Here is a 25,494-nt window from a genome sequence, read left to right as displayed (position 1 = left end):
TCCGGTGCCTCCGGTGCCTCCGGTGCCTCCGGTGCCTCCGGTGCCTCCGGGATCATCCGGGCCCGCGACGCCTCGCTCGCGACGCCCGGCGCGCGCTCGCGGATGTCCTACCCTCGGGACCCCGGACGGAGCAGTTCCGCGCGCCGGGCCTGGGGGGCGGATCTTGACTGGAGGCGTGAACTCCGACGTCAAGCCCCCGACCGCCGCGGCCTACCGCAACCTGGTGATGGCCACCATCGGCTTCACGCTCACCTTCTGGGCCTGGGACCTGATCGCACCGCTCGGCAGCTGGTACGGCGACCGGCTGGGGCTCAGTTCGTTCCAGCAGTCGTTCCTCGTCGCGGTGCCGGTGCTCGTCGGCTCGGTGGGCCGGATCCCGGCCGGCGCGCTGACCGACAGGTACGGCGCGAAGCTGATGTTCCCGCTGGTCTCCGCGCTGACGATCATCCCGGTGCTGCTGCTGATCGTGGTGAAGGACTCCTACGGCCTGATGATCGTGGTCGCCTTCCTCCTCGGCCTCGGCGGCACGACCTTCGCGATCGGCATCCCGCTGGTCAACTCGTGGTTCCCGCCGGAGAAGCGGGGCCTGGCGCTCGGCGTGTTCGGCATGGGCATGGGCGGTGTGGCGCTCTCCGGCTACTTCACGCCCCGGATCGCGAAGCACGGCGAGAACCTGCCGTTCGTCGTGGTGGCGGTCGCGCTCGCCGTGTACGCGATGCTCGCCGCCGTCCTCATCACCGACCGCCCCGACCGCCCGGTGCCGACCGCCTCGCTGGCGACCCGGCTGGGCTCGGCGGGCCGGCTGCGGGTGACCTGGGAGCTGTCGGCGCTGTACGCGATCGGCTTCGGCGGCATCGTGGCCTTCGGCGTCTACCTGCCGACGTACCTGAAGACCTGGTACGACCTCGACCCGACCGACGCGGGCACCAAGGCGGCCGGATTCGCCCTGGTCACCGTCGTGTTCCGGCCGATCGGCGGCTGGCTCTCGGACCGGGCCCACCCGGCGGTCGTGACCTCCTGGGCGCTCGGCACCGTCGCCCTCCTCGCGATCGTCCAGGCCTTCGACCCGAAGCTGGCCCCGGGCGGCACGATCGCCCTGCTGATCATGGCGGCCGGTCTCGGCACCGCCAGCGGTTCGGTCTTCGCCCTCGTCTCGCAGGTGACCCCGCAGGCCCAGGTGGGCTCCGTGACCGGCATCGTCGGCGCGATGGGCGGTCTCGGCGGCTTCGTCCCGCCGCTGGTCATGGGCGCGATCTACAGCGCCAAGGACTCGTACTCGATCGGCTTCATGCTCCTCTCCGACCTGGCGCTCGCGGGCTGCGTGTACGCGTACGGGCGGATGCGCGGGATCCGGCCGGGCGGCGGCGAGCCGGCGCCCGGGGCGACGAAGGTCACGGCCGCGAAGCCCTGACGGAGCGGCAGAATGCCCCTCGGCAGCCGCGTTTTTCCGTTGCGACCCGAGGAGTACGACCGGTGAGTGCCCTCTTCCCGGCCCTGGAGGCCCCGACCGACCGCCCCGCCCTGCGCCACGGCCCGGTCTCGCTCTCGTACGAGGAGCTGGCCCGGGCGGCGGGCACGCTCGCGGCCCGGCTCGGATCCGTCCGGCGGGTCGCCGTCTGGGCCGTGCCGACCGCCCGGACGGCGGTGGCCACCGTGGCGGCGCTGCTCGCCGGCGTCCCCGCCGTGCCGCTCAACCCGCGCTCCGGCGAGCGGGAGCTGGCGCACATCCTCGGGGACAGCGCGCCGGACGCGGTGCTCGCGGGCCCGGAGGACGAGCTTCCGGCCGCGCTCGACGGCCTCCCCCGGATCTCCGTGGAGCTCGTGGAGCTCGTGGAGCTCGTGGAACTCGACGGGACCTCCCCCGCCCCGGCGCCGAGGGACGTGGACCCCGAGGCGACCGCGCTGATCGTCTACACCTCCGGCACCACCGGCCCGCCGAAGGGCGTGCTGCTCTCCCGCCGGGCGGTCGCCGCCTCCCTCGACGCGCTCGCCGAGGTCTGGTCCTGGACGGCGGACGACGTCCTGGTGCACGCGCTGCCGCTCTTCCACGTGCACGGGCTGGTCCTCGGGATCCTGGGCCCGCTGCGGCGCGGCGGCGAGGTCCGGTACCTGGGCTCCTTCTCCGCCGAGGGCGTCGCGCGGGAGCTGGCGGACGGCGGCACGATGCTCTTCGGCGTCCCCACCATGTACCACCGGCTCGCCGACGCCCTCCCCGGCGACCCGGCGCTGGTGAAGGCGCTGTCGGGGGCCCGGCTCCTGGTGTCGGGGTCCGCGGCGCTGCCGGTGCACGACCACGAGCGGATCGCGGCGGCGACGGGCCGGACGGTGGTGGAGCGGTACGGGATGAGCGAGACGCTGATGAACACCAGCGTCCGGCCCGGCGGCCCGCCGCGCCCCGGCACGGTGGGGACGCCGCTGCCGGGCGTGGAGGTGCGCCTGGTGGAGGAGGACGGTTCGGTGCTCGCCGGGTCCGACGGGGAGGCGGTCGGCGAGGTGCAGGTGCGCGGCCCGAACCTCTTCTCCGGCTATCTCAACCGTCCGGAGGCGACGGCGGAGGCCTTCCAGGAGGGGTGGTTCCGTACCGGCGACATGGCGGTCCGGGAAGGCGACGGGACGATCCGGCTGGTGGGGCGGAAGGCCACCGACCTGATCAAGAGCGGCGGTTACAAGATCGGGGCGGGCGAGATCGAGAACGCCCTGCTCGACCACCCGGGGGTCCGGGAGGCGGCCGTCACCGGGGAGCCCGACCCGGACCTGGGCGAGCGGATCGTGGCCTGGATCGTCCCGGCGGATCCGGCGCGCCCGCCGGGCGCGGAGGAGCTCGCGGACCATGTGGCCCGGCTGCTCGCCCCGCACAAGCGGCCCCGTGCGGTCCGGCTGCTCGACGCGCTGCCCCGCAACGACCTGGGGAAGATCCTGAAGAAGCAGCTGCCCCGGGGGTGACGGAGAGGGCCTACCCGGGCCTGATCCGCCGGGCGGGCCCTGAGGGCCGGACCCCCGCGGGTCCGGCCCTCCCCCGCCGTGCGGATCACTTCGTCACGCCCACCGCGTGGATCAGCTCCTGGGTGACGGAGCCGCCCCGGTCGTCGGTGGCGCCGGCCCGCAGGGAGACGGCCGCCGCGCCGGCCGGGACGCGGAGCTCGCCGGTCCAGGAGGCGCCGTGGCGCTCGCGGAGGGACACCGTGCTCCAGGTAGCACCGTCGTCGTACGAGACCTCCAGCGTGCCGCCGGTGATCGTGCCGGTGCCGGCGGCGCCCTCCACGTACTCGGCGGAGACGCCGACGGGGATCCGGGAGCCGGCCCGGACGTCGCCGTACAGGTCGGTGTCGAGGTCGAGGCCGAGGTTGAAGGCGGCCGGGTCGGTGGCGGTGACGGCGGCGCCGCCGACGCTGGGCAGCGCGCGGACGGTCTCGGTGCCGCGCGGGGCGCCGACGGCGGCGCGGGCGCCCTTCCCGTACGTGACGATCAGCGGGAGTTCGTTGGTGACGCCCTGCTCGGCGAGGCCGGTGACGTCGAAGAGGCGCGGGTCGAGGACGCCGGAGGCGAGGAGGGCGCGGGCCTCGTCGGGGACGACGGTGACCCGGCCGTCGGTGACCTGGGTGCGGACGGCCCCGGTGGCGCCCTTCGCCCGGTCGACGGTGACGGTCTGCCGTCCGCCGTCGAGCGTGGTGAGGGTGACCCGGTCGCCGGTGACGAGGGTGACGGTGGGGGCGGTGGTGGCGGTGGTGGCGGTGGCCGGGCCCTTGAAGGTGTCGGGCACGGCGGCGGCCGCGGCGCCCGGCGCGGCGGCGGTCTGCCCGGCCGAGAGCAGCACGAGGGAGACGCCCGCGGCGATCAGCCCGGCCCTTCCTCTGGTCAGGGGTGCGGTCATCGAACGGCTCCTCGCGGACCCGGGGTTCGGGTGTGGAGGTTCCGGATCCGCGAGGAGTCTGGCCGCTGGGCACGGGAGTTGACCCCCGTCCCACCTGGCGGCTATGTGCCGTGGTGGCCAACCGCCAGGAGGGACGGGTCGGTTCAGGGCTTCGGGTCGAGCGCGTCGTACCGGCGGAATCCGCGTGCGTACAGGGCGAACACGCCGATGCCGAGGACGCAGGCGAGGCCGCCGCCGGTGACGGCGACGGTGGGCGAGGCGAGGTCGGCGACGGAGCCGGCCACGAAGTCGCCGAGCCGGGGCCCGCCGGCGACGACCACAATGAAGACGCCCTGGAGCCGGCCGCGCATCTCGTCGGGGGCGGCGACCTGCATCATCGTGTTGCGGAAGATCATCGACGCGGTGTCGGCGTACCCGGCGACGGCGAGGCAGAGCAGCCCGACCCAGAGGTTCCGGCTGAGGCCGAAGGCGGCGATCGCGAGGCCCCAGGCGGCGACGGCGATGAGGATGGCCTGCCCGTGGTGGCGGATCCGGCTCTGCCAGCCGGATATCACCCCGCCGAGGAGCGCGCCGAACGCGGGCGCGGCGACGAGGAGTCCGGTGGTCTTCGCGTCGCCGCCGAACCAGAGGGCGGCGACGGCCGGGAAGAGCGCCTTCGGCTGGGCGAGGATCATCGCGAAGAGGTCGGAGACGAAGGTCGCCCGCAGGTTGGGCCGGGTGCCGAGGAACCGCAGCCCGTCGAGGACGGAGGCCCTCTTGGCCCCGGTGTGCTCGGGCGGCATGGAGGGCAGCCGCCACATCGCGTACAGGCTCGCGAAGAAGGCGAGGGCGTCGATCGTGTAGGCGGTCTGGTAGCCGGCGAAGCCGACGACGACCCCGCCGAGGCTGGGCCCGACGAGGGTGCCGAAGGTCATGACCATGGAGTTGAGCGCGTTGGCGGCGCGCAGCTGCTCGGGCGGGAGCAGGCGGGGGATCATGGCGCTGCGGGCGGGCGCGTTGAGGGCGCCGCAGACGGCCTGGAGGGCGACGATCGCGTAGAGGAACCAGACGCGGTGGAAGCCGGCGAAGGCGGAGACGGCGAGCGCGGCGGAGAGGGCGGCGGCGCCGACGGCGCCGACGAGTCCGAGGGTGCGCCGGTCGACGGTGTCGGCGATCGCCCCGCCGTAGAGGCCGAAGACGACGAGCGGGACGAGGGAGCAGAGGCCGACGAGGCCGACGGAGAAGGCCGAGCCGGTGATGTCGTACACCTGGAGGGAGATCGCCAGGGCGGTCATGCCCTGGCCGACCCAGGAGACGGTGTTCCCGAACCAGAGGCGGCGGTAGTCGGCGGAGGTGCGCAGCGGGGTGAGGTCGGCGAAGATCCGCCGCTTCTCCTCCTGCGGCGCCTCGACGCCGGTCACGAGGCGTCGCCGGAGGTACCGGAGAGGTCGGCGGGGTCCGCGGGGCCGGTGAGGTCGTAGGTGAGCTCGGGGCGGTCCCAGTGGATGCGTCCGGAGGCGGCGACGGTGCCGGTGCGGCGGGCGCCGGTGCGCAGGTAGAACTCCTCGGCGGGCGGGTGGGCGACGACCCGGACGGAGGTGAGGCCGGCGACACGGGCCGCACAGTTCATGTGGGCCATCAGCAGGCGGCCGATGCCGAGGCCCTGGGCGGAGTCGGCGACGAAGGCGAGGTCGAGCTCGGCCTCGTCGAGCAGGAGCGCGTAGAAGCCGAGGACGCGGCCGTCCGCGTCGACGGCGACGTGGACCGGATGGTGCTCGATGTAGGCCCCGCCGACCTGGTAGCCGTCGACCATGACGGCGTACGGCCCCCGGTAGGCGGCGGAGCCCCGGACGAGCCGGGTCAGCCGCTTGGAGTCGGCCGCGGTGGCGCGGCGGATGGTGATCTCGAACATGGGGTGAGTATAGGAACGCTCTCGGGATCCGGCCCTTACATTTTCCGGGGCCCGACCGGAGCCCGGCCGGAGCCCGGCCGGAGCCGCGGCCGTCAGCCGCAGGAGGGGCGCAACGCGTCGGGGTCGATGCCGTCGAGGCGGGCGGCGAGGGCGCCGAGCCGGTCGCGCAGCTCGGCGATCTCCGCGAGGTCGAGGCCGGTGGCGGCGGCGATCCGGCGGGGCACGCCGAGGGCCCGCCCGCGGAGCTCGGCGCCGGCCTCCGTGGCGCGGACGGTGACGGAGCGCTCGTCCTCGGGGCTGCGCCGGCGCTCGACGTATCCGGCCGCCTCCAGGCGCTTGAGCAGCGGCGACAGGGTGCCGGAGTCGAGCCGCAGCCGCTCGCCGATGCCCTTCACGGGCAGCTCGCCGTGCTCCCAGAGGACGAGCATCACGAGGTACTGGGGGTAGGTGAGCCCGAGCTCCTTGAGCGCCTCGCGGTAGACGCCGTTGAAGGCGCGGGTCGCCGCGTGCAGCGAGAAGCAGATCTGGTGGTCGAGCCGGAGGAAGTCCTCGTCCGGGACCGTGTCGAGCGTCTCCATGCGTCCAGGGTACGCGAGACCCCCCTCACACGCGATTCAGTTGTGCACAACTGAATCGTGCGCTACAAATGAGAGGCCACCCCTTACCGAGGAACAGGAACGGAAGACCTCATGGACGCCATCTACACCGCCGCCGCCACCGCCAACGGCCGCGAGGGCCGCGCCGTCAGCTCCGACGGCCGCATCGACCTCCCCCTCGCCCACCCGCAGGCCCTCGGGGGCAACGGCCAGGGCACCAACCCCGAGCAGCTCTTCGCCGCCGGCTACGCCGCCTGCTTCGCCAGCGCCATGGGCGTCGTCGCCCGCCAGGAGAAGATCGACATCTCCGAGGCCTCCGTCACCGCCGAGGTCTCCATCGGCAAGGACCCCGCCGACGGCGGCTTCGGCCTCGCCGTCGTCATGCGCGCCGAGTTCCCCGACCACCTCCAGGGCGAGGCCGGCCGCACCCTCCTGGAGAAGACCCACGCCTTCTGCCCCTACTCCAAGGCCACCCGCGGCAACATCGCCGTGGAGCTCGTCGTCGAGTAGTCCGCCCGGACGTCCGCCGACCACTCCGGACGATTCCGGAGGAGGAACCCGTCGAACAGGGTGGCGACGTCTCCGGACCTCGCCACACCCCGGACGACGGGGCGACGGCGCCCGAACCGCCCCTGCACGACGGCGAGTCGGGCGCACCACCGGAGCCGCGAGGAGCCGTGGGGAGCCGTGAGGAGCCGTGACGGGGGCTTTCGTACGACGAGGGCCACGGCGCCCACGCGTCGGATCTCACGCGTGGGCTCGTCGATCAGCCGAGCGCGGTACCGGCTCATCAGGCGGGCCTCGGCCCGCACGCGGTGGCCGCCGCCACGCTCGCGCCCGACCCGGACACGCTCTGGTCGCACCCCCGCACCCGCCTGATCCGCCGGCTCCTCGCTCCGCCACCGGCCCCCGAACCACCGCCCTCGGCCGGACCGCGGGCTCACGGGCGCGGCGCGGTGAGCCAGTCGGCGATGCGGCGCATCAGGGCGGTGGACGTGCCCGCCTCCGCGTGGGTCATGGACGGCTCCGCCCAGAGGTGGGCGGCAGCGCCCGCCGCCTCCTCGAGGGCGTGGGCCGTGGCGAGCGGGTAATAGGGGTCCCGGGCGCCGTGGACCAGGAGGAGCGGGGTGGCGGCGGCCTTCGGGACGGCGTCCAGGGGGGATTCCGTCGCGGGGTTCCACGGCCGGGGGGACAGGCGGGTTCCGGTCGTCAGGCGCAGGACTGCGCGGCCCGGGGGCGTCGAGGTCAGCCCCTGGACCAGGCGCATCCGCGTCGTTCCCCGGTACTGCCAGCGGGCCGGCGCGCTGACGGCCACCGCGGCGTCGAGGAGGCCCGGTCCGGCCGCGGCCAGGCGGATGACACAGGCCGCGCCCATCGAGAAGCCGACCGCGGCCACCTCTGCGTACCCCTGCGCGCGGGCGAACTCCACCGCGGCCGCGAGGTCGTGGACCTCCGCCTCGCCGCCCGTGGAGAGGCCCGAGGAGCGGCCGTGGCCCCGGAAGTCGAACGTCACCACCGACGCGGTGCGGCGGAGCTCCGCCGCCAGCCGGCGGTAGGCCCGCGTGCGGCGGCTTCCCGCGAAGCTGTGCGCCAGGACGACGCAGAGGTCCGAACCGGCCGGGCCGCGCAGGTGGGCGGCGTCGAGGCGTTCTCCGTCGCGGGTCGGCAGGGTGACGTCCATGCGGTCCTCCGGTCGGTCGTGCGGGGGGGGCACGGGGCCGTCCTCGGTGAGCGATCACCGAGGACGGCCCCGTGCGTTCCGCCGGTCAGGTCCAGTTGCCCAGACCGATGGCCGACGAGCCCTCGAAGAGCCGCTCCCGGAGCATCACCCGGCGCACCTTCCAGGTCGCCGTGCGCGGGAACTCGTCCCAGCGGATGTGGATCGGCTCCGCCATCACCGGCAGGTCCGCCGTGACCCGGGCCCACGCCCCGGCGGAGACCGGCTTGTCGCCCTGCGTGCTGTACACGGGCTGCGGCTTCGAGCCGGCCACGGCGAGCACGATCACCTCGGTCGTCTCCGGCAGCCGGTCGAGGAGGACGTCCTCGATCTCCAGGGCGCTGCCGCCGGGGATCCGGTCGATCTCGCGGTCGATCAGCCGCACCGCGCCCCAGCGGTTGATCAGCGCCAGGTCGCCGAGGTTCCACCACCGGCCGTCCCGCTTGTTGTCGTGGCGCTCCTGCTCGCCGACGTACGCGAGACAGCGGCCCGGCGCGGAGAACTGGATCAGGCCGACCTCGCCGCGGCGCAGCGGCCGTCCGGTGGCCGGGTCGAGGGCCCGGATCTTCCCGAAGCCGGGGACCGGCCAGCCGAGGACCTGGGTGGGCGGCGGCCGGTGGCCCCGCCGCTTCACCGAGCCGCGCACGTACGGGCGGATCGCCACCGCGCCGGCCTCGGTCTGGCTCCACGACTGCACCCAGACGGGCAGCTTGCGGTCGGTGGCCGCGAGGAAGGTCCGCACGGTGCGGGTGTGGATGGCGTCGAAGGAGTTCACGTAGACGCGGACGTTCCGGAAGGGCCGTTCGGGGTCGCGGGCCAGCTCCTCCCAGGCGAGGAAGGCGTTGGGCAGCGTCTCGACCAGCGTCGGCCGGTGCTCGACCAGCAGCTCGCGCACCCGCGGCGAGAGCGGGTCGGACATCATGACCAGCTTGGGCGCGACCGTCGCCAGGGGCAGCAGTCCGGTGATGACCCGCTGGTGGGAGTACGGCTCGCAGAACGCGACCGTGTCGTCCTCCCGCAGCCGGAAGAACGGCCAGCGCTCGGCCTCCACCAGGCCGAGCGAGTACAGCGACTCGGCCGAGTGCAGCACCAGCTTGGGGATGCCGGTGGTGCCGGAGGTGTGGGTGATGACCATGGGCTCGTGGTACGCGCGCAGCGCCGGCGCGGGCACCGGGCCGCCGCCGAGCTCCGCGAACACCCGGAGGTCCGGCCGGTCCTGGGGCACCTCGCCCAGGCAGGCCGTGGCCTCGGTCAGCTCGGCGAGGGTGTCCTTGTCGAGCCGCATGCGCTCGACGGTCACCGCGTCGGTGATCAGGTACGGCCGCTCCAGGCGGCCCAGCATCACGGTGATCGTCTCGTGCGGGTGGTTGTTGGTGATCAGCGCGGGCACGGCGCCGATCCGGGCGGCGGCGGAGGCGAGCAGCGCCACGTCCAGGTGGTTCTCCTTGACGACGGCCACCCGGTCCCAGGGCCGGACGCCGAGCGCCACCAGCTTCACGGCGAGCTCGTCGACGAGGGCCGCCCACTGGCGGTAGCTGCGCTCGCGCGGGCCGTCCGGGTCCACGTCGGGGGCGCGGTCGACGATCACCGGGTTGCGCGGGTTGCGCTGGGCGGCGAGGTGCCACACCTCGCCGATCCGCCCGGTGATGGGCACCCGGGAGAAGGGCGTGAGGCGGCGGCGGTAGCGGGTCGGGGCGTAGTCGGTGAGGAATTTCGGGAGCGTGCGCGCGGAGGAGGTCGAGGACGTCGAGGAGGGCGAGGTCATGTCAGTCTCGATTCGTGGTGGCCGGGGTGGCACCGGCGGCGCTGATGTGGGCGGCCATCGCGTCGAGGGAGCCGATGACCGACTCCTCCACGTCGTCGTCCCAGACATGGCCGAGCTCGTCCTCGATCGCGACGAGGAATTCGAGCAGCTTGACGGAGGTCAGACCGAGCCGGCGCAGCGAGCCCGGCCCGGTGTCGGTGACGGGCCCCTCCAGCACATCGGCGGCGATGTGCTCCAGGAGGGCCACGAGACGTTCGAGGACGATCTCCTCGTCCGTCAGGCGGGTGCTCATCGGTCCTTCCCTTCGGTCGTGGCGGTGGTCGCGGGCGTGGTCCACGGCGTGGGGAACGTCCCCTCCTCCACCGAGGCGACGAAGCGCGCGACGGCGTCCTGGAACGCCTCGGGCCGCTCGAAGTACGGCAGGTGGCCGCACTCCCGGATGATCTCCACCGCCGCGTTCCGCATGAGCTCCGCGGTGGCGTCGAGCGTCGACTCGGTCGTGGAGAAGTCGTCGTCGCCGGAGAGCAGCAGCGTGGGCGCCTCGATGGAGGTGAGCCGCTCCACCTGGTCGCCGGCGCCGAGCGCCTCGCGCAGGTTGGCGCGCAGCTGGGCCGCCGAGTTGATGGCGAGGAATCGTTCCCTCAGTGCGAGGTACGCGCCCGAGCCGCCCTCCGCGATCGCCTTGTCGCCGAAGACCAGGGGATAGATCAGGTCGAACAGGGCGCGCGGGCCGCCCGCGTCCAGCGCCGCCAGCCAGGACTTGGCGACGCGCCGGCGGCGCGAGGAGCCGCGCGGGCTGAACGGCGGCCCGACCAGGACCAGGCCCGCCACCCGCTCGGGGTAGGCGTTGGCGAAGTCCCGGCAGATCAGCGTGGAGATGGAGGTGCCCACGAGGTGGGTGCGCTCGATGCCGAGGTCGTCGAGGAGCGACTTCAGGTCCTCGGTGTGCTGCGCGAACTCCGCGGGCTTCCCGTCGGACGCGCCCTGGTTGCGCAGGTCGTAGGAGAGCAGCCGGTGGTCGCCGACGAGGTTCCCGGTGAAGTTCCGCCAGGCGGTGCTCACCACGTAGATCGTCGACACCAGCGTGACGACCGGTCCTCCGGTGCCGCGCAGCTCGTAGTAGAGCTCGCTGCCGTCCTCGGTGCGGTGCAGTGCCTGGCGGCCGTCGTAGGCGAGGTCCCACGACTCGATGCCCTTGACGTGCATGGTCAGTCTCCCCTCAGCCCGCGGCGGTCCAGGTACCAGCCCATGAAGTCCGCGAGTCGCTCCGGGGGCAGGGGGTGGTCGAGGACGTCCTCGCCGACGAGCTTGTGCACGTTGGCCAGGTCGAAGTCCTTCGAGCCGTGGATGTACGAGCGGTAGAACTCCAGTCGCTCGTCGACGCGTTCGTCGATGAGCGTGAACTCCTCCGCGTCCGTCACGTACACGGGCTTGCGGATGGCGAGGAGCTCGCACAGCACGGAGAGCGACTCGCCGACCGTGGGCTGGCGGGAGTTGGCCAGGTGGTAGACGTCCGAGTCGCCGTCGGCGAGGCTCACGCCGACCGCCGCCGCCACCGCCCGGTCCACGGGGACGAAGTTGATGCGCGCGTCGGCGGCGGCGCGGATCCGCAGCGACCGGAAGACGAGCATGTCGCCGAGGTGGCGGCGCACTTCGGCGCGCGCGGCGGACAGCCCGTTCACGAAGCCGTACATGCCGGTGAAGCTGGTCGCGGCCAGGGTGCGGCTGTGGCCGATGACGATGCTGGGCCGGAAGACGCGGGTGCGCTCGAAGCCGGCGGCGAGCACCACCGCCTCCGCCTGGATCTTGCTGTGCTCGTACGCGTTGTTGCTGGTCGTGCCGGCCGGTACGGGCAGGGCCGGGATCCAGCCGGTCCGCTCGCCCGCGACGTACGCGGTGCTCACGTAGTTGAAGCGGGGGGCCCGCAGCGCCTCGGCGAGGGCCACGACGTGCCGGGTGCCGTGGAGGTTGTCGCGCAGGATCTCGTCCTTGCGGCGCTCCTCGAAGTCCAGGGAGGCCGCGGCGTGCCAGACCTCGTCGACGTCCGGCAGCCCCGCGGTGTCCACACCGCAGCGGTCCTCCGTCACGTCGCCCGCCACCGCCCGGCAGCGCGTGGCGAGGAGCGGGATCAGGTCCTGCTCGCCGTACGCCTCCGCGGCGGCGGTGAGCGCGGCGTCGAGGCGCTGCCGCGCGGGGCGGCCCGGCCGTTCCCGGACGACGCACGTGATGTCGGCGTCGGTACGGCGTAACAGCTCCAGGACCAGGGCGCCGCCGACGAAGCCGGTCGCACCGGTCACGAGGTGGTGGGCGGTCATATCGCTTCCTCCGTGAGGGACGGCCAGTCGGCCCGGTCGTCTCCGTGGGCGTGGACGAGGGCGAGGACGACGCGCTCCAGACCGAAGGCGGTGCACGCGCTGTGCGCGGTGCCCCGGCCCGCGTAGCCGATGCCGAACCGGGCGCCCAGGTGGTCCTTGTGGTAGTTGGCCGAGGCGATGGCCGTCCCCTCGTCGTCGGCGGTCACCTTGGCGACGAACTCGTACTTCAGGGACTGCTCCAGCTGGCTGGCGCGCATGAACCGCCCGCCGGGGCCGAAGAACGGGTCGGTCGCCGCCTGCACGGAGACCTTCACGCCGAGCCGCGAGAAGAGCGCCTCGCCACGGGCGATCCACTCGTCCCGCCAGTCGACGGCGGTCCCGGCGTCGCCGACCATGACGAACTCGCGCATCCGGAAGGAGCGGAAGCGCCCGGGTTCGGTCGTCGCCTCGTGCCGGTAGCAGTAGCCGGCCACGTCGGCGTACGCCGCCTCGGTCAGCTCCCGGTCGGCGAAGGACGGGTAGACGCTGTAGCAGGCGGCGGGCGCGAGGACCACGCCCGACGAGGAGGGGCCCGCCTCCGGGGCGGATCCCTCGGCGAGGGCGTGCACGGTGCCGAGGAGGTGCGGGAAGGACTCGGCGTACTCCGCCCGTTCGAGGAGGTCCTGGGGGACGACCGGCGGGTACCAGACGGGGCCGGGCGAGGGCACCGCGCCCGCGGTGTTCAGGGCCCGCTGCAATCCGGCGATCACCGCCTCGAAGCGCGGGGAGAGGCCGAGGGCGCCGGGCAGCCCGGTGGGGGCGGTCCAGCCTTGTCGCGTCCGTTCGTACGCGGTCATGCGTCGATCACGCTCCCTCCGAGGAGCAGGAGTTGGGAATTGGACTGGTCCAGACGGGAGTTGGCGATCATCAGTCGGGCCGAGTGGAGGTCCCGCAGATGGCGGGCGACCGAGTAGGGGCCGGACTCGCTGTAGCCGGCCATGCCGCAGATCTCCAGGGTCTGTTCGACCACCCGGAGGCAGCCGGTGGACACGGAGGTCTTCAGGGCGTTGGCCCGTACCGTGATCGCGGTGGTGTCGGCGTCCGGCTCGGCGGTGAACCGGGTGTAGTCCGCGCCGAACTGCCGTACGGAGTCCTGCAGGACCCGCAGCGAGGCGTACGCCTGCCCGAGGCGCGGGTCGTCCACGACGGCGCCGGACCGCAGCTGGGCCCGGGCCCGGGCGCGGGCGAACGACGCGGCGCGGCGCACCCCGTCGGCGGCGATGCCGGTCCACACGCCGGCCCACAGCAGGTGCGACAGCGGCACCATGCAGCGGGTCGCGATCTCTCCGAACGGGACGGGCAGCACCTGGGCGGCGGGGACGCGGGCCTTGAGGGAGTGCGCGGGGCTGCAGGTGCCGCGCATGCCCATGGTGTCCCACTCGCCGGTCCGGGTGAGCCGGGCCTGCCCCGCCCTGACCAGGACGAGGACCTGGTCGGTGGGCGCGGCGTCCGGCCGTGGGCGGGCCGTGACGAGGAAGGCGTCGGCGTACGCGCCGTAGGAGACGGTGGTGGCCTCCTTCTCCAGGAGCAGCTCCTCGCCGTCCGGCACCAGCGCGCAGCGGCTTTCGCGCAGGCTGCCGCCGACCCCGGCCTCGGAGGTGACGGAGGCGACGAGCAGCTGTCCGTCGCAGGCCTCCTGGAGGTAGGCGGCGAGCTCCGGCGAGGTGGCGGCGGCGCCCGCGAGGCAGGCGAGCTGCAGCTGGTGCATGGCCCAGACCATGGCGGTGGAGCCGCAGCCGCCGCCCAGGACGGCGGCGAGCGCGGCGAGTTCGTCCGGGGCGAGGCCATGGCCGCCGTACTCCTTCGGCACGGCGGCGGACAGCAGCCGCTCCGCGCGGAGGGCGGCGACCGGCCCGGCGGGGAACGCGGCGTCGCGGTCGGTGGCGGGCGCGTGCTCGACGAGGACGTCGCGGGCGCGCAGCGCGGCCTCGCGTGCCCCGGCGAACGACAGCACCCGTTCGGGGGCCGTCACCGGGCGGCTCCCGACGTGCTGCCGGTGATGTCCAGGAGGACGTCGTTGAAGTGGCCGATCGAGCTGAACAGGGCCCGGCCCACGTGCTGTTCCGGGATCTCCACGCCGAGCGCGTCCTCCACGGAGAGCAGCACGCGGACGGAGTGGAGCGAGGTCAGGCCGATCGCGTACAGGTCGGCGTCGCGGTCCACCTCCCGGGCGGTGTCGCCCAGGTCGGAATGGGTGACGAGCGCCTCGCGGATGACGGCGTCGTACTGCCGTGCGGTGTCGTTCATCAGTTCCTCTTCACCGGGCCCGCACGGTGAGGGCGGACACGAGCGCGTCCACCGCCGCCGTCAGGCGTGTCTCTCTGTCGCCGAGGTCGGCCAGCATGCGCAGGAGCCGGGCACGGCCGGTGGCGCTGCCGCCGCTCTCGCGGGACAGGGTGTGCAGCAGGTACCAGCGGCGGGAGAGCGAGGTGAAGCCCTCCGCCACGGCGGCCGCCTCCTCGCCGGCCCCCGGGTGGCCCGCCAGCCGCTTGAACAGTCCGCCGAGGTAGAGCCGTTCGGCCGCCACCCCGCCGACGTCGAGGGCCTCCGCCCCCTCGGCCGCCTCCGCCTCGCGGGCGGCGAGGTAGCCCTCGAAGGCCGCGCGGTCGGCGCTCCGGTGGGCGCGGGCGTCCTCGCGTACCGCCGTGGCCAGCTCCAGGGCCGTGGCCCGGTGCCGGGGACCCGAGGTGAGCAGCAGGGTGCGGTAGGAGCCGGCCGCCTCTGCGGAGCGCATGCGCCGCCACGCCCCGGCGGGGTACGCGGTGGGCTCGGGCCGGTTCATGGGGTCGCTGATCCACACCCGGTCCCCGTCGTGGGCGAGGAGCAGCACGCAGTGCGCGAGGTGCTCCCGGCCCTCGTACGGGGACGGCAGGTGGAAGGCGTCCACGGCGGCCGCGACGGGGTGGCCGCCGGCCAGGGAGGCGCGCTCGGCGTCCTCGGCCGCGGCCCAGGAGTCGTAGGTGCGGTCGGCGAGGTCCATGCGGTGGACGGCGGCGGCGGCCGCGCTCCAGCGTCCGCTGCCGTCCAGGACGGGGCCGCCGTCCCAGGAGAACCCCCAGGTGGTGCAGAGGGTCTCCGCCGCGTCCCCGAGCCCCTTCCAGGCGGCGAGGTTCGCGGCGGCCTGCTGGTAGCAGCTGCCGAAGGGCGCGGTGCCGGTGATGGCGGGCGTCAGGCCGAGCAGGCTCACGCCCTCAGCTCCCAGAGCTGGTAATGCGGGTAGTAGCCGACGCGGTCGGCGTCCTGGGCGGCGGCCTCGGCCTCGGCGTCGCGGACCCAGCCGAGCTTCGCGGCGTGGGCGGTGAACGGGCGCTCCTTGAGGAAGGAGCGGACGAAGACGCGGGCGCCGGGGGCGGCGGCGCGGGTGAGCTGGTCGAAGGTCTGCTCGACGTAGTCGTTCTCGCACCAGTCGAGGACGTTGCTCAGGTTGAAGCCGGCGACCTCGCCGTCGGCGAGGCCGCCGAGGAACTCCAGGAGGTGGCCGGTCGCCCACTCGACGCGCGGGAGGGCCTCCTTCAGCCGGTCGTTCTCCTCGGCCCGGAGGTACGGCGGCAGGGCGCCGTCCGGGAGATAGCCGCCGAAGCACCAGCGGTGCATGTAGTAGTTGCCGGTCGGGTCGTCCTCGACGAGGCGACGCTCGATGACGGAGAGCAGGAACTCGGGGAAGGGCGAGCAGTCGAAGATGGAGTGGAAGCTCGCCGGGGTGAAGACGTCCTTCAGGGAGTCCTCGGCGAAGAAGAGCCGGAAGACCGGCAGCAGCTTGGCCGCGATGTCCTCGCCCTTCCATATCCGGAGCCGCTCGGCGTGGTCGGGCTCGGTCATCAGGGCGCGCAGCACCCGGTCGGGGACCGCCTGGTGGATCTCGGCCCGGACCACGCCCACCAGCTGCTCGAAGGCGCCGATCTGCAGCAGGCCCTGCCGCAGGGCGAGTTCGCGCGCGGCGGGGTCCTCGACGGTGGTCCCGGCGGCGGTGAGCACCTCGTCGAGCAGCGCCGAGCGCTCCTGGGCGGGGGCGTCGTGGACGCCGAGGAGTCTCACGGCGGCGTCGTACGGAAGTCCGCCGAGCGCGGCCGACTTGGCGCGGCAGTAGGCGGTCTGGGCGGGGCTGATGTCGAGGCCGTAGACCTTGGCCGGTCCGTCGAGGGCGAGGTTGAGGACGTTGTCGCCGCCGGAGGCGATGCTGAGGACGGTGTCGCCTGGGCCGGCCCTCAGCCAGGAGCGTACGGGCCGTTCGTCCTCCAGGACCTCGCTGTAGACGGGGGGAAGCGCCGTGATGCTGGCGAAGGTTCCGTGCAACGCTGAACTCTCCTTCTGTTCCAGGGGGTTGGAGCTGTCGAGTGCCACTTCAATCGGCTGGTGGCCGGAATTCAACAGCTTGTTGATCAAGAGGCGTATGGACAATCTCACAGCACCGCCGTCCCACATGATGGACGCGGTGTTTCAACGGTCGGATGCCTCCGGGGCCGTTCCGCCCGGCGTCAGTCGTTCTCGCCCGGCGTCAGCGGCAGCCCCAGCAGACGCTCGAAGCGCCCGGTGATCTCCCCGACCATGGCCGATACCTCGGCGTGGTCGCGGCCGAGCAGCATCACCCGGCCGAGCGCGGCACCCGCCGCGACCTCGCTGCCGGGGCCCACGCCGAACTGCGCGAAGTCGTCGTACCGGACGAGCGCGTCCCCGTACTCCCCCAGCCACGCCACGTCGAGCCGGTCGGGCAGCACGCCCGCGCGGCGGGCGAGCAGCCGCCGGCTCATCGCCACCCCCGTCGCCTCCGGGACCGTGACCGGCGCGCCGCTCAGCAGCTCCAGATAGGCCGTGTAGATGCTCCGGCCCGTGGCGTGCCGGTACAGCGAGGGCATCACGCCGCCCATGATCCGGGCGTTGGCCTCCACCAGCACCGGTCCGCGCTCCGTACGGATCATCTCCAGATGGAAGATCCCCCGGTCCAGGCCGACCGCGCGGCACACCTCCCGCGCGTAGCCGACGCACTCGTCCCGCTCCCGCGCGGCCAGCGACTCCGGGATGTGCGCGCCGAGCTCGATGACCTGGTCGTCGGCCGAGCGGGTGCGCCCGCTGACGGAGAACGGGAAGAACTCCTCCCCGCGCACCCCGATCTCCACCGAGACCAGCGGACCGACCAGCAGCTCCTCGACGAGGACGCCGCGCGAGTACTGCTCGCGCCACAGCTCCGGTACGGAGTCCAGCCGGTGCAGCACCTGCCCGGCGGCGGCCCGCGCCTCCTTCTCGGTGTGCGCGACGAACGACAGGGCGCTGTCGGCGCCGGACGGCGGCTTGATCACGACCGGGTAGCCGATCTCCCCCGCGGCGGCCAGGACCCCGTCGACGGTCTCCGCCGTGGCGAAGCGGGCCGAGGGCAGCCCGGCGGCGGCCAGCGCCCGCCGGCACAGGTCCTTGCGGCGCGCGGTGAGCGCCGGACCGGAAGCGGGCCCCGGCACCCCGACCTTCTCGCAGGCCAGGGCCACCGCCTCGACCGTCAGGTCGAAGTGGGTGGAGACGAAGTCGACCGGGTGCTCCGCGTGGGCCTCGGCGATGACCTCCGCGACCGCCGAGGCGTCGGTGGTGACCACGCCGTCCCTGAACCAGTCGGCCAGGCCGATCAGTTCGCGCTCGCGCTCGCCGAGCCGGTAGTACGGGGTGTGCGACTGCACGTAGCCGACCCGGTGGCCGGCCTCCTTGGCGCAGCGTAACGCCTCCAGGGAGGCCGCGTTCGAGTCCACGAAGAGGATGTGCATGGCGTTCGTCCTTACGATCCTGAGGGAGCCTTGGGCGTGGCCGCCGGCGTCTCGGCGGCCGTGTCCGCGGCGAGCCGCGGGGCCCGCAACAGCCCGGTGGCCAGGGCGAGTCCGCCCGTGCACAGGAACACCCAGGCCACGCCGAAGGCGTCGGCCAGCAGGCCCGCGACCAGCGAGCCGAGGGGCAGCACGCCCCAGATGATCCACCGGTAGGCGGCGTTGACCCGCCCGAACAGCTGGGGAGGGATGGAGGTCTGACGGTAGGTCACGCTCATGACGTTGATCGCCATCAGCAGGGCCCCGGAGACGGTGAGCGCCACCGCGGCGGCGGCGACGTGCGGAATCGCGAGCGCCATGTAGCAGGCGCCGACCAACGGCGCGCAGACGCGCAGGACGCTCCCGCCGCCGAACCGCGTCAGGGCCTTCGCCGCGAACCGCCCGGCGGCCACGCCGCCCACCGCGGGAGCGGCGAGCAGCACACCGTACGCCCAGGAGGGCAGCCCGAGGCGGCCCGGGGCGATGGCCCACAGCGGCAGGATGGTGATCGCGGCCGCGTAGGCGAGGTTCACGCAGGCCGTGACCCCGGCCAGGTGCAGCAGGTCGCGGCGGCCCCGGAAGTGGCCGAGGCCCTCCCGCAGGTCGGCGAGCACGGACTTCGGCGAGCCGCCGCGAGGCTCGGCCGCCGGCCCGTCGCCGGGCGTCCGCAGACCGCCGAGAACCAGCAGGGTCACCACGTACAGCACCGTCGCGGAGCCGATGCCGCCGCCCGCGCCGAGCGCGGCGACGACACCGCCGAGGGCGGGCCCGAGGAACTGCGCCATCACCGTCTGCACGGACTGCAGGCTCGCGTTGGCGCGCGGCAGCGCGGCGCCGTCCACCAGGCGCGGCACCAGCGACTGCGCGGCGATGTCCACGACGGTGCCCGCGGCCCCGACCGCGAACGCGCCGAGCGCCAGCGCCCACACCGAGAGGTGACCGGTGAACGCCGCCGCGGCCAGCAGCAGCACCAGCGGCATCCGCAGCCAGGAGGCGGCGCGCAGCACCCGGTGCGGGTGGTAGCGGTCGACCACCACGCCGGCCGGCAGGGTGACGAGCAGCCACGGCATGCGCATCGCCACGCCGACCGCGCTGATCGCGAGGGCCGAGTGGGTCAGCTGGAGGGCGAGGAGCGGGACGGCGACGCGGTAGACGCCGTCGGCGAGGTCGGAGGAGAGCACCGCCGCCTGGAAGATCCGGAACCGTCGCCCGAGCCCTGGGCCCCCGGACGCGGCGGCGCCGCTCCGGCCGCCGTCAGAGGTCGCGGAGGTCGTCATGCGTCTCCGTCAGCAGTGCGGTGTTGAGAAAGGCGCCGTGCCGGGCGTTCAGCACGGCGCCGCCGCCCGGCGTGCCGTGCCGGACGAGCACGGAGGACGGCCGCCCCCCGAAGACGTACGGGCCGATGACGTACGGGACCTCCACCGTGCGGATCTCGCCGGAGGTCGCGTGGCGGAAGCCGACCGGCACCCGGTCCCCGGCGACGTACTCCTGGAGGATGTGCCCGCCGTCCCGCGCGGCGCGGTCGAGCGCCGCCCGCCACTCCGCGTCGTCCACGGCGGCGCCGAGGACGACCCCGCTGCCGCCGTAGCCGTCGGCCGGCTTGAGCACGAGCTCCGCGCGGCGCTCCGGCGCCCGGGCGGCCGGGTCGCCCGCGTCACCGGTCCAGGGGATGTGCCGGTGGACGAACTCCCGGTCCGGGGCGGGGAGTCCGTCGGCGTCCTGCCAGAGCCAGGCCAGCGTCAGCTTGTGCGCGAGCAGCATGGCCGCCTCGGAGGTGAACATGCGGACGGTGCCCGCGCGCAGCGCCCGGACCAGGGCGTCCATCCCCGGACTCGGCGGCTGGCTGTGGCTGACGAACATCCGGAGCACGGCGTCCACGGGGCGCCCGTCCACGAGCAGCCGCCCGCGCTCGTCGGCGGTGAGCCGGTCCAGCGGATGCGTCACCGCGTCCAGGCCCTGCCGTCCGGCGCTCTCGCACACCGGCCGCATCCACGCCGTGAACGCGGCGAGATCCTCCAGGCCGGGCGTGGCCCCCGCGGAGAAGGCGGGCACGACCAGGCGGTCGCCCTCGGCGAGCCCGAGGGTGGTGCGTATCGCCTCGGACCGGGTGTCCACGGCCGAGGGCGGCACCCGGAGGCCGGGCCTGTCGCCGTACAGCGTGAGGAAGCGCTCGCCGAGGAGCGCGGCGTGGGACGCGCCGCCCAGGGCGCTGTCGATGTTCAGCTCGACGAACCGGGGGACGCCGTCCCGCACGAGGATGTCGGGGCGCACGGCGGCCAGGAGGTGATCGTCCAGGGGCTCGTCGTCACCGAGCAGAGGCCATCGGTCCGCCGGTACGCCGAGGGCGCGGCGCAGCTCGCCGGCGGTGGCGGCGCGGCGGCGGCAGGCGTCGAGGACGAGGCGGCTCGCGCGGAGCGTGAGCTCGCCCAGCTCGCGGAACCGGTCCGCGGAGAGGAATAAGGGGCGTACGGGGCGCCAGGTGTCGTCGGCGCCGGCGATGCCGTCGAAGAAGTCGTCGGGAGCGGGGGCGAGCGTACGTAAGGTCATGCGGCGGCCCGCACGGAGAGGTGCGCCCACGTCTGGGTGAACCACAGCGCGCCGTCCCTGCGCAGCGGGCGCAGACCGGTCGCGGGCCCGCCGTCGAGCTCCTCGGCCAGCTCCCGCTCGATGGCGCGCGCGGTGTCCTCGGGGGTCAGGGACTGCTCCAGCCACGGCGCGAGGGGCCGCTCCACGTCGAAGACGTCGGAGGGCCCGGCGGTGGCGCCGGCCGAGGTCAGCAGTCCGGTGATGTGCTCGACGGTGAGGAGCGTGCCGTGCGAGGGGTCGCGCAGCCGCTCCAGGCGGTCGGCGTCACCGGGCAGCTCGGGGCGCGCCACCATGTCGGCGACCACGACCCGCCCGCCGGGCCGGCAGACCCGCACCAGTTCGGCGGCGACCCGCTCGGGAGAGGCGACGTGGTGCAGCGAGAACCGCGTCACGACCAGGGAGAAGGAGTCGTCGGGGAAGGGCAGCCGGGCCGCGTCGCCCTCCTGGAACACGACGTTGGCGACGCCTTCCGCGTCCGCCTGCGCCTTGCCCTGCGCGAGCATCTCCGGCGTGGTGTCCAGGGCGGTGACGTGGCGCACCCGGGGGGCCAGGGCGCGGGCCACGATCCCGGTGCCGCAGGCGGAGTCCAGACAGACCGCGTCCGCGTCGGGCGCGATGAAGTCGACGAGCCCCCGCAGGTGCATCGTGAAGGCACCGTTGAGCCGCGAGTCCTCGAACGTGCTCGCTTGACGGGCGAACTCCCTGTGCACCAACTCGGTCTGCCCGGGGGCGCTTTCCACTGGCGGCTTCACGATCCTCTTCCTCAACGGTCCAGGTCCGGCAGGTTATTGAGATCTATTCGAAACAAGGGTCCGAAAAAAGCCCTCACCGCTCATCCAAGCGCGGCGGGGCGACATGATCAAGGAAGTTAGGCCCGGGCCGGGCCGACGCGCGTCAACCGGCCGGCGACGGATCCGGGCCCGGACCAGGGGCGGCGGACGCGGCCGGCGACGAGCCGCGGCGCGCGTGTGTGACGGAGGTCATGGACGCGCGGGCGCCCGGCGGGCCGAGGACGTCGTGCGTCCCCCGGGGCCCGCGGCTCAGCGGTTCCCGCAGCAGGACGTCGCGCCGACCGGGTCGAGGCGCGGCGAGCGGAAGGCGACGACAGGCACACGGGAGCGCTCCCACCATAGGCCCTCCACCGACCCGCCCAAGCACCCTGAGAGGTTTGCAAGCGCTCTCTGACGCCCCTTAGTCTCCCCATCGTCGGCCAGCGGGAGACACACACCGCACCCGGGGAGGAACGCGTCCATGCACAGCGTCATCGTCGTGCCACCGTCCTACGGAGATCAGCGGAGCCGGACCGACGACCAGATCAGGATCGCCAGCGGCGAACGGCTCGCCTTCGGACGCGCGGCCGACGACGGCGGCGGTCTCATCATCGCGCACGAGGGAGTGCCCAGGATCGCCGGCGAGATCACGGCGCACCGGAGCTTCTGGCTGCTGAGCAACCTCAGCGAGAACCAGACCTACGTGGTGGAGAACCCGGAGGGCGCCGGCGAACACATCAAGGTCACGCCGGGCAGGCTGGAGGCGCCGGTGCCGTTCGAGTTCTCGCGCGTGGTGCTTCCCGCCGCGGGCAACCTGCTCACCTTCGACGTCTGGGCGCCCTGCCACACCTTCGGCAGTGTCGCCCGCCACGAACTGACCGGAACGTCGACCACACCGGCCTTCGCCCTGGACCGCACGAAACGCTACTTCGCGGTACTCGCCGCGTTGTGCGAGCCCCGTCTGCGCGGCGAACCGCACGCCCCGCTGCCCGCCGTGGACGATCTGGTGGCCCGCCTGCGGCCGGTCTGGCCCGCGGTCAGCCGTTCCGCGGTCTACTGGAACATCGACTACCTGGCCACGAAACTGCGCCTGCGTCCGGGCCCGGACACGGCGGAACCGGGCAGGCGCACCAACGGCAAGAAGGAGTCACTGGTCTCCCTCGCCCTCCGCTTCGACCTCGTACGCGAAGACGACCTCGCGGTGCTCGCCCCGACCGTGAGCAAGGTGGCACGGTGACCGAGCGGTCGTACGCGGTTCCCGTACCGAAGGGCTACACGGTCGGGCCCTGGGAGGTCCGTGAGCCTCTGGCATCCGGCGCGTTCTCCACCGTCTACGCGGCCCGGCACACCGGAACCCCGGCTCCGGGGCTGCCCGACCGGGCGGCGCTGAAGTTCCTGCCGACCGGCACCCGCACCCCGCGCCAACTGGGCCACCTGCGGGAACTGGCCGAGCGGGAGGTGGAGTTACTGGGAAGGCTGCGCGCACCGCGCCTGATCCGGATGTACGACACCCTGACCGTCGACGACCCCGGCCACCCGGAGCTCGACGGCGCCACCGTCCTGGTGCTGGAAGAGGCCGAGGGATCCCTGGACTCCCTGCTCGACCACACGCCCACGCCCGACGCCGGCCCGGCACTGCTCACGCAGATCTGCGAGGGCCTGCACCAGTTGCACCACGCGGGCTGGGTGCACGGCGACCTGAAGCCGGCCAACGTCCTGCTGATGAAGGACTCCTCGGCGAGACTGGCCGACTTCAACATGGCCGCCGAGCTCAAGGGCACGCACGCGTACGCGCCTCCGTTCGCGACCCCCGACTACACCCCGCCCGAACTCCTCCGGCCGGAGATCGACGAGCGAGGTGCCCGGACCCGGCCGTCGGCCGACGTATGGGCCTTCGGCGTCCTGGCGCATGTCGTGCTGACCGGCGCCTTCCCGCTCCCGGGCGGCACCACGGAAGCCCGGTGCGACGCGGCGGCACGCTACGCGCGCGGCGCCGAGGAACTCCGCCTGTCCCACCGACTCCCGGACCGCTGGCGGCAGATCGTGGCGGACTGCCTGGCCTCCTCCCCCGCCGAGCGCCCGACCGCGCAGCACCTTCTGCGCCGCGTGGAGGACGCCGCGGGCGTCGGCCGGTCGCCCCGACTGCCACGCCTCCGCCCTCGACGCCGGCGGCTCCCCGCACTGGTCGGCGTGCTCGCCGCGTCGGCACTCCTGAGCGCCGTGACCGCGGCCTACGCCCTCCGGGACGAGGCCCCGGCCGCCGCGTCGGCACCACCCACCTGCGAGAAGCCCAAGGTGTACGAGGACGAGGAGCACGGCCGGGGCTACACGGCGGGCGAGAACGGGACCTGGGAGTTCGCCATCAAACGCGGCGACGGCGGCAGCCAGGTCCGTGAACTCCAGTGCCTGTTGCGATACCTGCACGGCATCACCGAAGTCGGCGAAGTGGACGGCGACTTCGGCCCCATGACGCACGGAGCCGTCCTCACCTTCCAGAAGCGGGCGGGCCTGGACGCGGACGGACTCGTCGACCCGCGGACATGGCGCGCGCTGCGCAAGGCGGAGGACCCGGGACCGGGCACCGGCCGCTGACTGCAGGTGCGGTAGTCGTACCCCGCCCGCCTCCAGGTGCCGTCGGCGTCCTTGAAGAGGTACTTGCCCTCGGTGTCGCGGCGCAGGGGGAAGGAGTGGCTCCGGCCTCGGTACTCCAGGTACAGAGTCTTACCCCGGTCGGTACTGCCGCCCGTGAACCCATCCCGCGCATGCTCATGCGATCCCCTCCCGTTGCGCTTCGCACCCAGAGGATTCCAGGAAGCGGCACCGGAGGGACCCTGCATCTTTCCAGGTTCCCCGTGCTCCTGTCATGGGTGACGGTCTGGCGGCGGGGTGTCGTGGCGCCCCCTGGTCTCGAAACGAACCCGACGGGGGGGCCAGGGCGCGCCGCGTGGCCAGGGCTCAGAGCAGGAACCGACGACTGCGCTCTCCAGGCGGCGACATGCACCTGACGACGAGCGCGTCAGCACAGCGGCAAGTCAACGACTCATCGACCGAGGGAGTGACGTGTTCAGAACAGAACCAAGGCCCCAGGCGGAATCCGTACCATCCGCCGGTCCGCACCCGCGGAGCCGGTGGCGGCCGGCCACCGCGCTGACGGCCTGGATGGTCGGGCTCGTCGTCGCCGCGACGACGTTCCTCGTGGCGACGCCCGCATCGGCCGCGCCGTCCACCCCGGACTTCGGGTCGGCCATCGACGCGTACGCCGCCTACGACCCCCAGGACACCTGCGATCCGGCCGTCAAGCCGGGCACCGCGGGTCTCCGGGACCTGCTCAACAAGGCGTACGGCTCGCACACTTCCTACGTCACCCGCGCCTGTGACAGCGGTGGCACGAGCGAGCACAAGGAAGGCCGTGCGCTGGACTACATGCTCGACTACTACGACTCCGGTGAGCGCGCCGTCGCCGAGGACATCCTCACGTGGCTGCTGAAGACGGACAAGTACGGCAACAAGCATGCCAACGCCCGGCGGCTCGGCGTCATGTACCTGATCTGGAACGACCGGATCTGGTCGTCGAGCCGGGCCACGGAAGGGTGGCGGGAGTACGGCGGCAGCAATCCGCACAGGGACCACATCCACGTCAGTCTCAGCTGGGCCGGTGCCCGCAAGCAGACGAGCTGGTGGACGTGGGAGGAGCCCGGGAGGACCACCCACAGCGTGACGGGTGACTCGTTCACCGACCTGGTGGCGACGAAGTCCGACGGCACCATGTGGCTGTACTCCAACAACTACCTGCGCGACGACGGCGTGCCGTACGGCAGCAACCGCCAGATCGGGCACGGCTGGAACACCTTCGACCGCGTCCTCCAGGCGGATGCGACCGGCGACGGATTCACCGACCTGGTGGCGCTGAAGCCGGACGGCACGATGTGGCTGTACGCCAACAACTACCTGCGCGACAACGGCGTACCGTACGGCAGCGGCCGTCAGATCGGACACGGCTGGAACAACTTCGACCGCATCATCGCCGCCGACGCGACCGGCGACGGATTCACCGACCTGGTGGCGCTGAAGCCGGACGGCACGATGTGGCTGTACGCCAACAACTACCTGCGCGACAACGGCGTACCGTACGGCAGCGGCCGTCAGATCGGACACGGCTGG

The 25,494-nt window shown here is 73.6% G+C and carries 23 protein-coding genes and 1 pseudogene; 6 read left to right on the top strand and 18 right to left on the bottom strand.

Going from position 1 to position 25,494, the window contains the following annotated elements; translation table 11 throughout:
* Positions 1-226: 226 nt before the first annotated feature.
* Positions 227-1,411, top strand: coding sequence for an MFS transporter (locus tag HHL19_RS02745; protein WP_240981426.1), 1,185 nt, complete (start codon positions 227-229; stop codon positions 1,409-1,411).
* Positions 1,412-1,473: 62 nt separating this feature from the next.
* Positions 1,474-2,943 carry an acyl-CoA synthetase gene (locus HHL19_RS02740; RefSeq protein WP_169085125.1) on the top strand — a complete coding sequence of 490 codons (1,470 nt, stop codon included), beginning with the start codon at positions 1,474-1,476 and terminating at the stop codon, positions 2,941-2,943.
* Between the two features lie 421 nt (positions 2,944-3,364).
* On the opposite strand, the pseudogene HHL19_RS02735 reads toward HHL19_RS02740, so the two are convergent.
* The 4 genes and pseudogenes from HHL19_RS02735 to HHL19_RS02720 form a co-directional block, all read right to left on the bottom strand.
* A pseudogene (locus HHL19_RS02735) lies at positions 3,365-3,871 on the bottom strand (peptidase S8); the annotation flags it as partial.
* A 143-nt stretch (positions 3,872-4,014) separates the two neighbouring features.
* Positions 4,015-5,271, bottom strand: a complete 1,257-nt coding sequence (locus tag HHL19_RS02730; RefSeq protein WP_169085123.1) for an MFS transporter — start codon at positions 5,269-5,271, stop codon at positions 4,015-4,017.
* Complete coding sequence (locus HHL19_RS02725; RefSeq protein WP_169085121.1) at positions 5,268-5,762, bottom strand: GNAT family N-acetyltransferase; 495 nt, start codon at positions 5,760-5,762, stop codon at positions 5,268-5,270. The genes HHL19_RS02730 and HHL19_RS02725 overlap by 4 nt, the downstream gene beginning before the upstream one ends.
* Positions 5,763-5,854: 92 nt before the next feature.
* Complete coding sequence (locus HHL19_RS02720; protein ID WP_169085119.1) at positions 5,855-6,340, bottom strand: MarR family transcriptional regulator; 486 nt, start codon at positions 6,338-6,340, stop codon at positions 5,855-5,857.
* A gap of 111 nt (positions 6,341-6,451) precedes the next feature.
* Here HHL19_RS02720 and HHL19_RS02715 point away from each other — a divergent pair, with 111 nt between their 5' ends.
* The gene (locus tag HHL19_RS02715; protein WP_169085117.1) at positions 6,452-6,868 is read left to right on the top strand and encodes an organic hydroperoxide resistance protein; all 417 of its coding nucleotides are present in this window, start codon (positions 6,452-6,454) and stop codon (positions 6,866-6,868) included.
* A 430-nt stretch (positions 6,869-7,298) separates the two neighbouring features.
* Here the strand turns inward: HHL19_RS02715 and HHL19_RS02710 are convergent, their stop codons facing one another.
* The 14 genes from HHL19_RS02710 to HHL19_RS02645 all read right to left on the bottom strand — a co-directional run bounded on the left by HHL19_RS02710 (position 7,299) and on the right by HHL19_RS02645 (position 21,315).
* The gene (locus HHL19_RS02710) at positions 7,299-8,072 is read right to left on the bottom strand and encodes an alpha/beta fold hydrolase (protein ID WP_346768236.1); all 774 of its coding nucleotides are present in this window, start codon (positions 8,070-8,072) and stop codon (positions 7,299-7,301) included.
* 52 nt (positions 8,073-8,124) lie between these two features.
* Complete coding sequence (locus HHL19_RS02705; protein ID WP_169085115.1) at positions 8,125-9,840, bottom strand: class I adenylate-forming enzyme family protein; 1,716 nt, start codon at positions 9,838-9,840, stop codon at positions 8,125-8,127.
* Between the two features lies 1 nt (position 9,841).
* Positions 9,842-10,132: a phosphopantetheine-binding protein gene (locus HHL19_RS02700; RefSeq protein WP_169085113.1), complete on the bottom strand. Its 291-nt coding sequence runs from the start codon at positions 10,130-10,132 to the stop codon at positions 9,842-9,844.
* Positions 10,129-11,046: an alpha/beta hydrolase gene (locus HHL19_RS02695; protein ID WP_169085111.1), complete on the bottom strand. Its 918-nt coding sequence runs from the start codon at positions 11,044-11,046 to the stop codon at positions 10,129-10,131. Before HHL19_RS02695 ends, HHL19_RS02700 begins: the two co-directional genes overlap by 4 nt.
* Before the next feature lie 2 nt (positions 11,047-11,048).
* Positions 11,049-12,155, bottom strand: a complete 1,107-nt coding sequence (locus tag HHL19_RS02690; protein ID WP_169085110.1) for an SDR family oxidoreductase — start codon at positions 12,153-12,155, stop codon at positions 11,049-11,051.
* Positions 12,152-12,991: an aminoacyl--tRNA ligase-related protein gene (locus HHL19_RS02685; RefSeq protein WP_169085108.1), complete on the bottom strand. Its 840-nt coding sequence runs from the start codon at positions 12,989-12,991 to the stop codon at positions 12,152-12,154. Before HHL19_RS02685 ends, HHL19_RS02690 begins: the two co-directional genes overlap by 4 nt.
* The gene (locus HHL19_RS02680) at positions 12,988-14,166 is read right to left on the bottom strand and encodes an acyl-CoA dehydrogenase family protein (protein ID WP_169085107.1); all 1,179 of its coding nucleotides are present in this window, start codon (positions 14,164-14,166) and stop codon (positions 12,988-12,990) included. Before HHL19_RS02680 ends, HHL19_RS02685 begins: the two co-directional genes overlap by 4 nt.
* The gene (locus HHL19_RS02675; protein ID WP_169085106.1) at positions 14,163-14,441 is read right to left on the bottom strand and encodes a phosphopantetheine-binding protein; all 279 of its coding nucleotides are present in this window, start codon (positions 14,439-14,441) and stop codon (positions 14,163-14,165) included. Before HHL19_RS02675 ends, HHL19_RS02680 begins: the two co-directional genes overlap by 4 nt.
* Before the next feature lie 10 nt (positions 14,442-14,451).
* On the bottom strand, positions 14,452-15,381 hold the full coding sequence (locus HHL19_RS02670) for a BtrH N-terminal domain-containing protein (protein WP_169085105.1): 930 nt from the start codon (positions 15,379-15,381) through the stop codon (positions 14,452-14,454).
* Positions 15,378-16,487, bottom strand: coding sequence for a DUF3419 family protein (locus HHL19_RS02665; RefSeq protein ID WP_169085104.1), 1,110 nt, complete (start codon positions 16,485-16,487; stop codon positions 15,378-15,380). The genes HHL19_RS02670 and HHL19_RS02665 overlap by 4 nt, the downstream gene beginning before the upstream one ends.
* 182 nt (positions 16,488-16,669) lie before the next feature.
* Positions 16,670-17,941, bottom strand: a complete 1,272-nt coding sequence (locus tag HHL19_RS02660; protein ID WP_169085103.1) for an ATP-grasp domain-containing protein — start codon at positions 17,939-17,941, stop codon at positions 16,670-16,672.
* An 11-nt stretch (positions 17,942-17,952) separates the two neighbouring features.
* Positions 17,953-19,254: an MFS transporter gene (locus tag HHL19_RS02655; RefSeq protein ID WP_169085102.1), complete on the bottom strand. Its 1,302-nt coding sequence runs from the start codon at positions 19,252-19,254 to the stop codon at positions 17,953-17,955.
* Complete coding sequence (locus tag HHL19_RS02650; RefSeq protein WP_169085101.1) at positions 19,232-20,524, bottom strand: hypothetical protein; 1,293 nt, start codon at positions 20,522-20,524, stop codon at positions 19,232-19,234. The genes HHL19_RS02655 and HHL19_RS02650 overlap by 23 nt, the downstream gene beginning before the upstream one ends.
* Positions 20,521-21,315, bottom strand: a complete 795-nt coding sequence (locus tag HHL19_RS02645; RefSeq protein ID WP_346768235.1) for a methyltransferase domain-containing protein — start codon at positions 21,313-21,315, stop codon at positions 20,521-20,523. Before HHL19_RS02645 ends, HHL19_RS02650 begins: the two co-directional genes overlap by 4 nt.
* A gap of 499 nt (positions 21,316-21,814) precedes the next feature.
* Between HHL19_RS02645 and HHL19_RS36975 the strand changes: the two genes are divergently transcribed.
* The 3 genes from HHL19_RS36975 to HHL19_RS02630 all read left to right on the top strand — a co-directional run.
* On the top strand, positions 21,815-22,570 hold the full coding sequence (locus HHL19_RS36975) for an FHA domain-containing protein (protein WP_169085100.1): 756 nt from the start codon (positions 21,815-21,817) through the stop codon (positions 22,568-22,570).
* The gene (locus HHL19_RS02635) at positions 22,567-23,925 is read left to right on the top strand and encodes a serine/threonine-protein kinase (protein WP_169085099.1); all 1,359 of its coding nucleotides are present in this window, start codon (positions 22,567-22,569) and stop codon (positions 23,923-23,925) included. The genes HHL19_RS36975 and HHL19_RS02635 overlap by 4 nt, the downstream gene beginning before the upstream one ends.
* 567 nt (positions 23,926-24,492) lie before the next feature.
* The coding region (locus HHL19_RS02630; RefSeq protein WP_169085098.1) for a VCBS repeat-containing protein at positions 24,493-25,494 on the top strand (1,002 nt) is incomplete at its 3' end.

The organism is Streptomyces sp. R302 (genome assembly GCF_012927245.1).
GTDB lineage: Bacteria > Actinomycetota > Actinomycetes > Streptomycetales > Streptomycetaceae > Streptomyces.
This window is presented reverse-complemented; position numbering and strand designations above follow the sequence as displayed.